At 68.9% G+C, this 12,699-nt stretch carries 10 protein-coding genes and 2 pseudogenes; 8 read left to right on the top strand and 4 right to left on the bottom strand.

From position 1 onward, the window contains the following. The first annotated feature begins 1 nt into the window (after nt 1). The 6 genes from ACQEU6_RS00910 (at nt 2) to ACQEU6_RS00885 (ending at nt 6,473) form a co-directional block, all read left to right on the top strand. Entirely contained in the window at nt 2-880 is an 879-nt protein-coding gene (locus ACQEU6_RS00910; RefSeq protein WP_499328635.1) for a branched-chain amino acid ABC transporter permease, read from the top strand. Next, a complete protein-coding gene (locus ACQEU6_RS00905) occupies nt 877-1,986 on the top strand; it encodes a branched-chain amino acid ABC transporter permease (RefSeq protein WP_499328633.1) in 1,110 nt (369 codons plus the stop codon). The genes ACQEU6_RS00910 and ACQEU6_RS00905 overlap by 4 nt, the downstream gene beginning before the upstream one ends. Further along, nucleotides 1,983-2,774 carry an ABC transporter ATP-binding protein gene (locus ACQEU6_RS00900; RefSeq protein ID WP_499328631.1) on the top strand — a complete coding sequence of 264 codons (792 nt, stop codon included), beginning with the start codon at nt 1,983-1,985 and terminating at the stop codon, nt 2,772-2,774. The genes ACQEU6_RS00905 and ACQEU6_RS00900 overlap by 4 nt, the downstream gene beginning before the upstream one ends. Next, nucleotides 2,771-3,574 carry an ABC transporter ATP-binding protein gene (locus ACQEU6_RS00895; RefSeq protein WP_499328629.1) on the top strand — a complete coding sequence of 268 codons (804 nt, stop codon included), beginning with the start codon at nt 2,771-2,773 and terminating at the stop codon, nt 3,572-3,574. The genes ACQEU6_RS00900 and ACQEU6_RS00895 overlap by 4 nt, the downstream gene beginning before the upstream one ends. Before the next feature lie 61 nt (nt 3,575-3,635). Then, the gene (locus tag ACQEU6_RS00890; protein ID WP_499328626.1) at nt 3,636-4,625 is read left to right on the top strand and encodes a cyclase family protein; all 990 of its coding nucleotides are present in this window, start codon (nt 3,636-3,638) and stop codon (nt 4,623-4,625) included. Between the two features lie 81 nt (nt 4,626-4,706). Continuing rightward, nucleotides 4,707-6,473, top strand: coding sequence for an NAD(P)-binding domain-containing protein (locus tag ACQEU6_RS00885; RefSeq protein WP_499328624.1), 1,767 nt, complete (start codon nt 4,707-4,709; stop codon nt 6,471-6,473). A 168-nt stretch (nt 6,474-6,641) separates the two neighbouring features. On the opposite strand, the gene ACQEU6_RS00880 is transcribed toward ACQEU6_RS00885, so the two are convergent. Continuing rightward, the gene (locus tag ACQEU6_RS00880) at nt 6,642-7,364 is read right to left on the bottom strand and encodes an IclR family transcriptional regulator (protein WP_499328621.1); all 723 of its coding nucleotides are present in this window, start codon (nt 7,362-7,364) and stop codon (nt 6,642-6,644) included. A gap of 432 nt (nt 7,365-7,796) precedes the next feature. Beyond that, entirely contained in the window at nt 7,797-8,198 is a 402-nt protein-coding gene (locus tag ACQEU6_RS00875) for an integrase core domain-containing protein (protein WP_499328619.1), read from the bottom strand. On the opposite strand from ACQEU6_RS00875, the gene ACQEU6_RS00870 reads away from it, so the two are divergent. Together ACQEU6_RS00870 and ACQEU6_RS00865 are read left to right on the top strand one after the other, a co-directional pair. Further along, a complete protein-coding gene (locus ACQEU6_RS00870; RefSeq protein WP_499328617.1) occupies nt 8,174-9,547 on the top strand; it encodes an IS30 family transposase in 1,374 nt (457 codons plus the stop codon). The two genes, ACQEU6_RS00875 and ACQEU6_RS00870, sit on opposite strands and share 25 nt — an antisense overlap. Continuing rightward, nucleotides 9,498-9,863: an integrase core domain-containing protein gene (locus tag ACQEU6_RS00865; protein ID WP_499328615.1), complete on the top strand. Its 366-nt coding sequence runs from the start codon at nt 9,498-9,500 to the stop codon at nt 9,861-9,863. Before ACQEU6_RS00870 ends, ACQEU6_RS00865 begins: the two co-directional genes overlap by 50 nt. A 354-nt stretch (nt 9,864-10,217) precedes the next feature. Here the strand turns inward: ACQEU6_RS00865 and ACQEU6_RS00860 are convergent. Next, nucleotides 10,218-11,366 (bottom strand): annotated as a pseudogene (locus tag ACQEU6_RS00860) (IS701 family transposase); the annotation flags it as partial. Between the two features lie 100 nt (nt 11,367-11,466). Next, nucleotides 11,467-12,464: pseudogene (locus ACQEU6_RS00855) on the bottom strand (IS5 family transposase). Nucleotides 12,465-12,699 lie beyond the last annotated feature (235 nt).

Genomic DNA, 12,699 nt, shown 5'->3' with positions numbered 1-12,699 from the left:
CATGAATGACCAGATCAGTGCCATCATCACCACCACGATCACCAGCGGGGCGATCCTCTCGCTCGTCTCCGTCGGCTTCGTCGTGGTCTACCGGGCGACGAAGGTGGTGAGCTTCGCGCAGGGCGCCTTCACCCTCGTCGGCGCGTTCGTCTTCCTGCACTGCGCCGAGCACGGCTTCGGCTTCTTCGGCGCCCTGGCCACCGCGCTCGTCGCCGACCTGGTCCTCGGCGCGGTGATCTACCGGGCGGTGTTCGCCCGGATGGAGGGCGCGGAGCCGTTCATCGCCGCGGTCGCCACCATCGGCCTGGCGATCGTCGTGGAGTCGGTGGCGGTGATCGTCTGGGGCTCCAGCCCGATCATCCTGCCGCACGTCATGTCCGAGCGGCGGTTCACGCCGGTCGCCGGGCTGCACGTCCAGGTCGCGGACCTGGTCGTCGCGGGGATGGCGCTGGTGGTCTACCTGGTCCTCGCGCTGTCGTTGCAGCGCACTCGCGTCGGCTTGCGGATGCGGGCGGTGGCGGACATGCCGAAGCTCGCCGCGCACTCCGGCGTGAACGTGGCCCGCATGTCGATGCTGGCGTGGGCGGCGGCCGCGGGGACCGCCGCGGTCGCCGGCGTCGCGTTCCTGCTCACCACCCAACCGGCGCCGACCGGCGTCTACGCCCTCGGCCTCACCGCGTTCCCGGCGATCCTGCTCGGCGGCTTCGACTCGATCGGCGGCGCCGTCGTCGGCGGGTTCGGGCTGGCGCTCGTCCAGTCGATCGTCGTGACCAAGGCGGGCGGCGACTGGCAGGACGTCGCGTCCTACGGGCTGCTGCTGGCAGTGCTCGCGGTCCGTCCCCAAGGGTTGTTCGGCAGCGCGGAGGCGAGCCGGGTATGAACGCGTCCACATCTCTCACCTCCCCCAGCACGGCCCCATCGAGCGGGCCGCGGCCGTCGGCGCGGTGGCGTCCGCAGCCACGGCGGCTCGTCGCGGTGCTCCTGTTCGCCGTCATGGCCGTATACGCGGTGTTCGTGGCCGACGAGTTCGGCCAGTACCAGGCCAGCCTCATCGTCGTGTACGCCATCGCCGCCCTCGGCCAGGACAGGCTGATGGGCCGGGCGGGGCAGGTGTCCCTCGGCGCGGCGGCGTTCATGGCCGTGGGCGCCTACGTGACGGCACGGCTCAGCGAGACCTCCTGGGCGGTGTTCCCGGTGCCGATCCTGCTGTCGGCCATGGCCGGCGGCGCGATCGGGCTGATCGTGGGCGTCACGGGCCTGCGCTTCCGCGGGCTGTACCTGGCGCTCAGCACGCTGGCGCTGCAGTTCGTCGTCGGGTTCGCGGCGAAGAAGTACCAGGGGAACAACGAGGCCGGCCTGTTCACCGAGATCCCTCACCTGGGCGGGATCTCTCTCGAGCCGGGCCGCAACCTCGTCGCCCTGCTCGTCGTGGTCCTCGCCGTCCTCGCCCTCGCGCTCGGCGGCCTGTACCGGCGCGCACCCGGCCGCGCCTGGGCGGCCATCCGCCAGAACGAGGGCGCCGCCGCGGTCGCCGGCATCGATGTGCGCAGATGGAAGCTGCTCGCCTTCGTCGGCAGCTCCGCCGTCATCGCGGTCTCCGGATCGCTGTACGCCTACGTCCTTGGCGTCGTCAACTACGTGCCGTTCAGCCTCGACCTCGCGGTGTCGATCCTCGTGATCGTCTTCGTCGGCGGCCTCGGCACCATCAGCGGCACGGTGATCGGCGCCGCGTTCGTCGTCCTGCTGCCGCACTGGCTGCAGACGCTGCCGGGGCAGGTCGGCGGCGGCGGCTCGTTCGGCACCTGGCTCAACGACCACTCCCCCGAACTCGCCGTCGCCGTCTACGGGCTCGCCCTGGTGCTCGTCCTGCTGTTCGAGCGCGACGGCGTCGTCGGCCTGGTCCGGCGCGGCGTCGACGCGGCGGCGAACGCCGCATCGAGGCGGCGAGCAGCACGGCCCGCGAGCACCGAGGAGAAGGCACGATGAGCGCGCAGACACCCGCCGCCGGAACCGAGCAGGACCGCGGCGACCGCCGGGCCCCGGGCGAAGGGGTCTCGGGCCTGACCGTGAGCGATCTCCGAGTCGTCTACCCCAACGGCGCCATCGGCGTGGACGGCGTCTCACTGGACGTGCGGCCCGGACGCATCACCGCCGTCCTCGGCCGCAACGGCGCCGGCAAGACCTCGCTGCTCACCGGCCTCGCCGGGTTCCTGCGCAGCGAACGCGTCGCGGTCACCGGATCGGCCCGCCTCGGCGGCGTCGACGTCGCGGGCGTCGGACCGGCGCGCTCCAACCGCGCCGGGCTGGTGCTCGTCCCGGAGCGCGACAAGGTGTTCCCGTCCCTCAAGGTCAGCGAGAATCTCGCACTCGTCACCCCGAAGGCCGCGCCGGGCGGCACCGGACTCGGCGCTCTCGCGACCGCCTTCCCCGTGATCGAGCGGCGGGCGGACTCGGCGGCCGGAATGCTGTCCGGCGGCGAACGGCAGATGCTCGCCCTGGCCATGGCGATGGTCCAGCGCCCCCGGGCGCTGCTCGTCGACGAGCTGTCCCTCGGCCTCGCACCCGTGATCGTCAAGCAGCTCATGACCGCGCTGAAGGCGATGGCGGACGAGCTCGGACTGCCCGTCCTGCTCGTCGAGCAGGACGCCGTCGCCGCGATGAAGGTCGCCGACGACCTGTACGTGCTCGACCGCGGCCGGATCGCGTGGCAGGGCCCCACCGGCGAGACCTCGGCCGCCGAACTCGGCCGCCGCTACCTGGGAGTACCGACGTGAGCGAACCGATCCTGACCGTCGAAGGCCTCACCCAGCGCTTCGGCGGCATCGTCGCCATCGACGACCTGAGCGTGAGCGTCGCCCGCGGGGAGGTGTTCGGCCTCATCGGGCCGAACGGCGCAGGGAAGACCACGCTGCTCAACTGCGTCTGCGGGGTGTACCTGCCGACGCACGGCCGCGTCGTCTACGCGGGCCGCGACATCACCGGCCGCCGGCCGCACCGGATCCTCACCGAGGGGATCGCCCGGACCTTCCAGGCCGCGGACTTCTTCGGCGACATGACCGTCGAGGAGTTCCTGGTGCTCAGCCGGCTCCGCCGGCAGGCGTCATCGGTCACGGCGTCCCTGCTGGGGCTGCCCTCGGTGCGGCGCAGCGAACGCGCCGAACGGTCGCTGGCGCTGGACATGCTCGACCGGCTCGAACTGCCCCACCTCGCCGGCGAACGGCTCAGCGGCCTGCCCTACGGCGCCCGCAAGCTGCTCGACGTCGGCCGGGCCCTGCTCACCGGCGCCGACCTGCTGCTGATGGACGAGCCGACCTCCGGCTCGTCGCTCGCCGACCGCGAAGCCCTCCGCAGGCTGGTCGGCGAGATCCGCGCGGACGGCGTCACCACGGTGATCGTCGACCACGACGTCGCGTTCATCGCCGACGTCGCCGACCGCCTCCTCGCCATGAACTTCGGAAAGGCCCTCGGCGCCGGCGCCCCGCGCGACGTGCTGCAGAGGCCCGACGTGATGGAGGCCTACGTCGGTCTGGAGACCACCGAACCGACGACCGCCCAGAACGCCGGCGACCGCTGACGCCGGATCGCACGACCCGCCGTTCGCCGTTCCGCATCCGACGCCCCTGGGAGAGCCAGCCATGTCCTCGATCAACGAATTCCGTGCCGTCGCCGAGCAGGTCCGCAACTGGGGCCGATGGGGGGACGACGACGAGGTCGGAACCCTGAACTTCATCACCCCGGAGAAGGTCCGCGCCTCGGCCGGGCTCGTCCGCAAAGGCGCCGTGTTCCCGCTGGGCGTCGAGTTCGGAGCGAACGGACCGCAGGGCGACTACCTGTTCCGCCCCAATCCGATCCACGTGATGACCGTCGACGGCGGCGACGCCGACCATTTCGTCGAGCACTCCCGCGGCTGGGCCGCGAACCCGGTCGCCCAGCAGATCGGCCAGTACTTCGCCGACAACCCGTTCCGGTTCAACGACGACATGATCATCATGCCACTGCAGGCCGCCACCCAGTGGGACGCGCTCTCCCACACCTACTACGACGGCCTGCTCTACAACGGCTTCCCCGCCTCGGCGGTGACCAGCCAGGGCGCGACCCGCTGCGGGATCGACAAAGTGATCGCCAAGGGCATCACCACGCGAGGCGTCCTGCTCGACGTCGTCGCCCACCGCGGCGACGACGTCCACCTCGACCCCGATCAGCCCGTCACGCCGGAGGAGCTCGACGAGGTCGCCGCCCGGCAAGGGGTGGCCGTGGAGCCGGGAGACGTCGTGATCATCAGAACCGGCTGGTGGGACAACTTCCGGCGGACCGGCGACAGGTCCGCGTTCACCTCCGGGCTCAGCTGGCGGTGCGCCGCATGGCTGCACGCGCACGAGGCCGCGGCCGTCGCGGCCGACAACGTGACCGTCGAGGTGCCGATGCCCGAGTTCGAGGGCGTCTTCCTGCCCTTCCACCTGCTCTGCGAGCGGGACATGGGCATGATGCTGGGCGAGTACTGGGACGTCACCGCACTGGCCGCCGACTGCGCCGGCGACGGCGTCTACGAGTTCCAGCTCATCGCACCTCCCCTCGCGGTCGTCGGCGCCGTCGGCTCCCCGGTCAACCCGATCGCCCTCAAGTGACCCGGCCCGGCGGCCGCGCGCGATCGCCCCCCGGTCGCCGCGTCGCTCCCGTCTCTTCCGCCACTCGATCCGAGGAGAACGATGACCACCACCGCCGCCGAACTCGAAACGACGGTCGACGCGTCCGCCGCCTGGCTCGAACGATTCGCCACCGCCCTGCGCTCGGGCGCGCACGAGGGCATGGACGACCTGCTCGCCCCCGATGTGACGTGGCGGGACTTCCTGGCCTTCACCTGGGACGTCACCAACCACGTCGGCATCGACGACGTCCGGTCCGCGCTCGGCCGGCTGAGCGCGGACGTCCGTCCCCGCGACCTCGGACCCACCACCCGGCAGACGCCGATCCGCACCGGCGACGGCATCCTCATGTTCTTCGAGTTCACCACCGACCACCGGCGGTGCAGCGGGTTCGCGCGCCTCACGTCCGGCGGCGACGGCGGGTGGCGAGCCGCCAATCTGATGACGCAGGCCGAGGGTTTCACGGACTTCCCGACAGCGGTCGGCGCTCACCGGCCCGAAGGAAAGGCGCACGGCTACGTGCCCGGCCGAAGCCGGTGGGCCGACGACCGTGCAGCCGAAGCGGAGTTCGAGCACGAGGACCCGCAAGTGGTCGTCATCGGCGCGGGTCACAACGGCCTGGCGGTCGCGGCCCGCCTGACGTCGCTCAACGTCTCCACGCTGGTCGTCGAACGCAACGAGCGCGTCGGCGACAACTGGCGCGAGCGCTACGCCTCGCTGGCGCTGCACAGCCTGCTCAACGCCGACCACCTGCCCTTCTACCCGTTCCCGCCGACGTGGACGGCGCACACGCCGAAGGACAAGTTCGCCGACCACCTCGAGTCGTACGCCCGAGCCATGGATCTGAACGTCTGGACCGGCACCGAACTCGCCGCCGCCACCTACGACGACGCGGACGGACGATGGACGATCACACTGCGCCGCCCGGACGGCGGCCGGCGGACTCTGCGGCCAGCCCACCTGGTCGTCGCAGTCGGCCTCAACGGTGAGCCGCGTGTGCCCGACGTCCCCGGTATCGAGGACTTCCGGGGTCTCGCCGTCCACTCCGGCGAGTTCCAGGGCGGCTCCGACTGGGACGGAAAGCGGGTCCTGGTCGTCGGAGCCGCCGTGAGCGGGCACGAGATCGCCCACGACTTGTACGAGCACGGTGCCGAGGTCACCATGCTGCAGCGCAACGCCACCTACGTGATCAACTTCCGGACGTTCAACGACCTCTTCTACGGCGTCTACGCGGAGGACTCCGGTCTCGGGACCGAGTTCGCGGACATGGTGGCGTACGCCGTCCCGAACATCCCGAACCGCGCGGCCCTGAAGCAACTGGTGAAGGCGGCCGCCGAGCGGGACCGCGACCTGCTCGACCGGCTGCAGCAGCGCGGATTCAAGCTGGAGTGGGGCCCGGGCGGCACCGGCATCATCGGCAGCCACATGGCCGGCCGGGACAGCTACCAGATCAACATCGGCGCGTCGGAGCTCATCGCCGACGGGCACATCGGTCTCAAGCAGGGCGTCGAGATCGACCGCGCGACCGCGACGGGGCTCGTGTTCACCGACGGCACCTCCCTGGACGTCGACCTGATCGTCTTCGCGACCGGCTACGCGTCCATGGGCGAATCCGTCCACTCCCTGCTCGGCCCGGCCACGGACAAGGTCCAGAAGGTGTACGGACTGGCCGACGACGGGGAGTACAGCGAGGCCTGGCGGCGCTCCCGCCAGCCGGGGCTGTGGTTCGCCACGGGGTTCGTGACGATGGCGCGCTTCTACTCCCGGTCGCTGACGATGCTGATCAAGGCGATCGAAGCGGGACTCGCACCGAAGGACGCCGACGCGTAGGCCGCTTTCCGATCCGCCGCGGCTCCTTCAACAAAGGTGCGGCCCGACCGCGCCCGGCCACATGCCACGACGTGTCCGGGCGCGGTCGCATCATGGCTTCAGGCGGGCCTTGCCCCACCACCCAACAGCCTTCTGACATCGCCCGTGCGAGTATTCGGGCCGTATCGGCTACGGAGTGCCCGCCCCATCGACCGAGTGGGCGAGATGCAGCACTTCGCCGAGGCGCTCGGCCGCAGCCCGAATGTGCTTTTCGGCCGCCTTCGCCTGGTCCTCACGGTAGGTGATGAGGTTCAGGCAGGCGCGGGGCTGCGCCTGCGGAATCGCCGCCGCGACTGCGTACGCCCCCCGTTCCACCTCGCCGTGGCTGGTGGCATAGCCGCGCTGGCGGGCGCGGCTGACCGCTGTGGGCTCGCCGGGCACCTTCTCCCCCGCGGCCAGGAGTGCGTACCCGGCGGCGCCACGGTCGATCGGCGTGCGCATGCCCACCTTGAACCGCAGGTGCCAGGACACGGTCGTCGGCTCGACGAGCACTATCGACACCGCCTCGGAGCGCTCGGCGACGAAGAGCGAGACCGTGCACCCGATCTCGTTGGCGACCTCTTTCATGATCGGCAATGAGGCCTCGCGCAACGCCGGCAGGTAGGCGTCGGCCAGGGTCGCGAGCCGGGCCCCAGCCCGGTACAGGCCGTCGGAGCCATGAGCGACGAGGCCGAAGGACATCAGGGTCTGCAGCAGCCGGTAGGCGATGGTGCGGTGGACGCCGAGGTGATCGGCGAGATCCTGTACGGACATCCCGTCCGGGGTCTCGACGATCGTCATCAGCGCGGTCAGCCCGCGGGCCAGCGTCTGGCTGCCCGCCTGGGGGCTCCCGCCCGCGTTCTTCCCGGCCATGCGCCTCCTCATCACTTATCCCGCCCGTGCCCCATGGACTACAGGCGAGGGACCGAGCCCACCATGTCCGCCGACTGCTCACCGACCAGCAGGTAAGGATATCAACACTTGCCAGCGGTAATCGGCCTCGATGTGACCAACAACTTAACCCGCCAGGGCCCACCACCACCCGAGAAAGGCCACCATCGCAGATGGGGCGCACTTGGCGGATTCAACCGGTCAGAGAGTACCGACACGAGTGAATAGCGTTACAAGCTGGCCGATGAGCGTTTGGCGTCAACGAGCGAAGTGACCACCGACAGCCCCGCCACCACAGCTGGGACTCCCCAGAGCTGCCACCAAAGGCGGTCTCCAAGGCTCCAGCACCCCCGAATCGGGCCGGTGAACCCTGGTCACTTACCACCATGAAGCGCCCCGGGTTCGGTAGAGGCTCTAGGTTGTGGCTGTGACCTGCGGTTCTGTGTGGTTCTGGCGGTAGTGGAGGGCTTCGTATTCGTCGGGTGGGACGTGGCCGATCTCACCGTGGAGCCGGGTGGTGTTGTACCAGTCCACGTGCTCGGCGGTGGCCAGCTCGACGCCGGTCAGGTTCTTCCATGGCCCACGCGGTTTGATCAGCTCGGTCTTGTACAAGCCGATCGCCGATTCCATCAGTGCGTTGTCGAGCGCGTCGCCGACGGTGCCGATGGAGGCGTCGATACCGGCGTCGACCAGGTGCGTGGTGAACCGGAAAGAGGTGTATTGGGCGGACTCAACCGGTCGTCGCAACACCTCGATCTCAGAGGTGTTGGATGGGTCGGCCAGCTGGGTGGATGCAGGCGCTGACGGGGCGGTCACCGATGAAGTCGCCGGGTGCGCCGGCGCATCGTCGGGAGATCGAGCGGGCGTTCTGGCGGGAGATCGCGAAAGGGCTTCTCGCCGAGGAGGCAGCGGCTGCGGTCGGGGTGTCGCAGGCGGTGGGTGGCAGGTGGTTCCGGCATGGTGGCGGCATGCCACCGATGGATCTTGCCCCGCTCTGCGGCCGGTACCTGTCCTTCCACGAGCGGGAGGAGATCGCGATCTGGAAAGCGCAGGACGTTGGGGTTCGGGAGATCGCACGGCGACTCGGCCGCCACCCGTCGACGATCTCCCGCGAGCTTCGGCGCAACGCCGCGACCCGCGGCGGCCGGCTGGACTACCGCGCATCGGTCGCGCAGTGGAAGGCCGATCTGGTGGCCCAGCGCCCGAAGGCGGCCAAGCTGGCCACCAACGATCGACTGCGCCAGTACGTCCAGGAACGGCTGTCCGGTCAGATCCACGGTCCGGACGGGGCGGTACTCGGACCAGAGGCCGGGCCGTGGAAAGGGCGAAACAAGCCGCACCGGGGAGACCGCCGGTGGGCGACCGCCTGGAGCCCGGAGCAGATAGCCAACCGGCTGAAGGCCGACTTCCCCGAAGATGAGTCCATGAGGATCAGCCACGAGGCGATCTACCAGGCCCTATACGTCGAGGCCCGTGGGGCGCTCAAGCGCGAACTTGTCGCCTGCCTGCGCACTGGTCGTGCGCTGCGGGCTCCCCGAGCCCGCTCCAAGCGCAAGGCGTGGGCTCACGGCACACCCGAGGTGTTGATCAGCGAGCGCCCTGCCGAGGCCGATGACCGCGCCGTCCCCGGGCACTGGGAGGGCGACCTGGTGATCGGGTTGGAGCGGTCGGCGATCGGCACGTTGGTTGAGCGCACGACCCGCTTCACGATGCTGGTCCACCTGCCTCGCCAGAAGGGATTCGGCGTCATCCCGCGGACCAAGAACGGGCCACCGCTGGCCGGCTACGGCGCCGAGACGATGAAGAACGCCCTCGCCGCCACCGTCAGTGCCCTACCTGAGCAGCTGCGCCGGTCACTGACCTGGGACCGAGGCAAGGAGCTGTCAGCACATGCCCAGTTCACGATCGAGACGGGCGTCCCGGTCTTCTTCGCCGACCCGCACAGCCCGTGGCAGCGCGGCACGAACGAAAACACCAACGGCCTACTCCGCCAGTACTTCCCGAAGGGCACAGACTTGTCTCGCTGGAGCGCCGACGACATCGCGGCAGTCGCAGCGGCTCTCAACGCCCGACCTCGTAAGACCCTCGGCTGGAAGACGCCTGCCGAGGCCCTCAATGATCACCTACTATCGCTCCAACAGGCCGGTGTTGCGTCCACCGGTTGAGTCCGCCCAATACACCTCTTTCCGGTTCACCACGCACCTGGTCGACGCCGGTATCGACGCCTCCATCGGCACCGTCGGCGACGCGCTCGACAACGCACTGATGGAATCGGCGATCGGCTTGTACAAGACCGAGCTGATCAAACCGCGTGGGCCATGGAAGAACCTGACCGGCGTCGAGCTGGCCACCGCCGAGCACGTGGACTGGTACAACACCACCCGGCTCCACGGTGAGATCGGCCACGTACCACCCGACGAATACGAAGCCCTCCACTACCGCCAGAACCACACAGAACCGCAGGTCACAGCCACAACCTAGAGCCTCTACCGAACCCGGGGCGCTTCACTCGGCCTTGCGGTGCCGGTACTTGGCCATCAGCATTAGTACTACATAGCTAGATCTGGATGATCTGGAGGCGCAGGTGTCGCCTGAAGTGGTGCCTGCGCGCTTCAGCTTGATGGCCACGGCGGAGGGCGGACCAGTAGAGTCCCAGGTCAACAGCGTGATCGTCTTTACCGATCAGGTTGAACAGACGCCGGATCTCTGCGATCGACAGGGCGATCAGTCGCCGGAGAGGCCGTTGAGGTGACCGTCCGGGGGGCGGGTGGTGATTGCTGCCGGTCCGTCTGTTGTGCGCCGCCGGTCGCCGCCGGTTGTCCACAGGGGGCGGGTCCCCTTTTTGGCGGTATGGCGCAGCACGGCGAGAAAGGCCATGGCGAGCATCGCCAGGGTGATGTGGCGGTACCAGGCGCGGTAGAGCCGGAACTGGTATTGCGCCAGCCCCGCTTCCTGTTTGGCGGCCTCGAAACATTCCTCGATCGGCCAACGGGAGCCGATGACCCGGACCAACTCGCATAATCCTTCCCCGCGCGGGTTGTAGGAGTGAAAGTACGCGAGTTCGCCATCGGTGATGTTTCGCCGGAACACGTACTGGTGTCCCGGGAACGGTGCCTCGATCACGGCCCAGTCATAGACCCGGAAGCCTTTCGATCCGATTCCGCAGGCTCGGCGTTGCCAGTCGTGGGGTTTCAGTTGTGCGGCGACGGTCTCGACAATGGCGGGGTCGCCTGTCGCCGAGGAAACGCTTCCGGTGATGACGGTGGTGTTCTTGGGCACGGCCATGCAGTAGGCGATCTGTTGTTCCTCCAGATGACGGCGCAGTCTGTGGTTTTGGCCGAACTCCTCGTCCCCGGCGAACCACGCGAACGGCACCCCTGCCCCGACCGTCCGGTCGATCATGGCCTGGACCTGCTGCGGGCGGGTCATGAACGCCAGGTCCTCGGGGACGCCGGCCTCGGCCCGCCGCTCGGCGTCGGCGCACCAGGAGCGTTCGGGCATATAGAGTTCCCGGTCGATGAGCACCCGGTCTCCGGCCGTGTTGGCGTAGGCCAGGAAAGTGCCGATCTGACAGTTGTCGACCCGGCCGAGCGTCCCGGAGTACTGCCGTTGTACCCCGGCCGACTTCTTTCCCTTCTTAGCGAACCCGGTCGGGTCGGCGATCAGCACCGCCCGGGGATCGGCGAAATACTCCATCGCATAGGACCGCACATCGTCGCGCAGCCCATCGGCGTCCCATGACGTCAGGTTGATGAACCGCTGGACCGCTGTCGGCCTGCGCTCCCCGGTGAACTCCGAGATCGTCCAGGAATTCTTGCGCGCGAGTGGCGCCAGCAATCCCCGCAGGTACTGCCGGAAATGCTCACGTGACTCCGTCCGGTACCATCGGCGCTCGAACCGGACGCACACCGTCTCGAAATCCGAATTCCATCTGTCCAGAACCGCTGCCGTCACCGCACCGGCGCACTCACGAGAGTCAAACATACAGACACCGTTACACCACCCAGTGTGATCACGTAGAGGAATCGTTCGATCGCCCACCGAGATCTAGGCATGTAGTATTAGGGCCTGTTCGTAGTTCGGATCATGGGAGGGTTGGGAGGCTGCGCAGCCAGATGATGCATCCGCGCAGGTGGAGCCCGGCCTTGTAGCTATCGGGTGTCTTGTCGTAGCGGGTGGCAAGCCCTCGCCATTCCTTGAACTTGTTGATGCAGCGTTCGACGGTGTTGCGGTCTTTGCAGAGCTCGGCGTCGTGGCTGACCGGGCGGCCGCCGCGTCGTCCCTTCTTCTTGCGGTTGGCGGCCTGGTCGACCTTCTCCGGGATCACCGCCTTGATATGGCGTCTGCGCAGGTAGGCGCGGTTGGCCCGTGAGGAGTAGGCCTTGTCGCCGGCGGCCGCGGCCGGCCGGGTCCGGGGGCGGCCGACCGGGCCGCGCACCCGGATCCTGTCCAGGACGGGGATGAAACGGGGGCTGTCGGCGGCCTGCCCGGGGGTGAGCACGATCGACAGGGGGCGGCAGCGCCGGTCGGCCGACAGGTGGATCTTGCTGGTCAGCCCGCCTCGGGACCGGCCCAGATCAGCGGCCTTCAGCCGGGCCTTGCGGCGTCGGCGTACCCGGCGCCGGCGCTCCCGTGCGGGGTCGGGCTCGTCGCCGGAGTGCTGGTCCATGGGCCCGGTTTGCCCTTTTGGCGTAGCCCCTTTTCCTCGGCCGCGGCCCGCTCCAACTCCTCCAACCGCTCGGGCGCGACCACCATCCCGGCGGCGTGGTGATGTGCGCGGCAGACGCTGGAGTCCACGCTGACCAGGTCCAGGTCGACATCGCTCCGGGCCGCCGCCTCGTCGATCACCGCGTTCATCAGGTTCTCGAAGACCCCCTGGCACGCCCAGGCCCGGAATCGGTCATAGATCGTGGACCAGTTGCCGTAGGTGGCGGGCACGTCCCGCCACGGGCTGCCGGTCCGGAACCTCCACATCACCGCGTTGAACTGATTGCGCAGGTCACCGATCGGCCCAGACACCCCCAACGGCAGATGCGGCTCAATCAGCTCCCACTCGGTATCGGTCACATCACCGCGCGTCATGCACCGGTGATATCGCCCGCTCTCGCATCGGCGTGGGCGAGTTACTGGATTGTGACCGGCTGCAACTGATCCGAACTACGAACAGGCCCTAGTACTGCAACGACAGGTTGTGTCTCTCGCGTCTGCGATAGTGGCTGTCTCTGGCTCGTTGCTGGGCGCGTCTTCTCCATTCAGACCATTTCAGAGCGTGGTCGATGAAGTGTGTGGTGCGCATTACGACGCGGTTCCACAGGCG

The sequence above is a fragment of the Spirillospora sp. CA-108201 genome (genome assembly GCF_050936235.1).
GTDB lineage: Bacteria > Actinomycetota > Actinomycetes > Streptosporangiales > Streptosporangiaceae > Spirillospora.
Note: the sequence above shows the minus strand (reverse complement) of the source record. Positions and strands in the feature narration are given on the sequence as shown.

Bases quoted from the DNA above. Each gene is read 5' to 3' on its own strand.
- ACQEU6_RS00885 (WP_499328624.1), top strand. From the start codon at position 4,707: ATGACCACCACCGCCGCCGAACTCGAAACGACGGTCGACGCGTCCGCC.
- ACQEU6_RS00900 (WP_499328631.1), top strand. From the start codon at position 1,983: ATGAGCGCGCAGACACCCGCCGCCGGAACCGAGCAGGACCGCGGCGAC.
- ACQEU6_RS00910 (WP_499328635.1), top strand. From the start codon at position 2: ATGAATGACCAGATCAGTGCCATCATCACCACCACGATCACCAGCGGG.
- ACQEU6_RS00905 (WP_499328633.1), top strand. From the start codon at position 877: ATGAACGCGTCCACATCTCTCACCTCCCCCAGCACGGCCCCATCGAGC.
- ACQEU6_RS00880 (WP_499328621.1), bottom strand. From the start codon at position 7,364: ATGGCCGGGAAGAACGCGGGCGGGAGCCCCCAGGCGGGCAGCCAGACG.
- ACQEU6_RS00865 (WP_499328615.1), top strand. From the start codon at position 9,498: ATGATCACCTACTATCGCTCCAACAGGCCGGTGTTGCGTCCACCGGTT.
- ACQEU6_RS00890 (WP_499328626.1), top strand. From the start codon at position 3,636: ATGTCCTCGATCAACGAATTCCGTGCCGTCGCCGAGCAGGTCCGCAAC.
- ACQEU6_RS00870 (WP_499328617.1), top strand. From the start codon at position 8,174: ATGCAGGCGCTGACGGGGCGGTCACCGATGAAGTCGCCGGGTGCGCCG.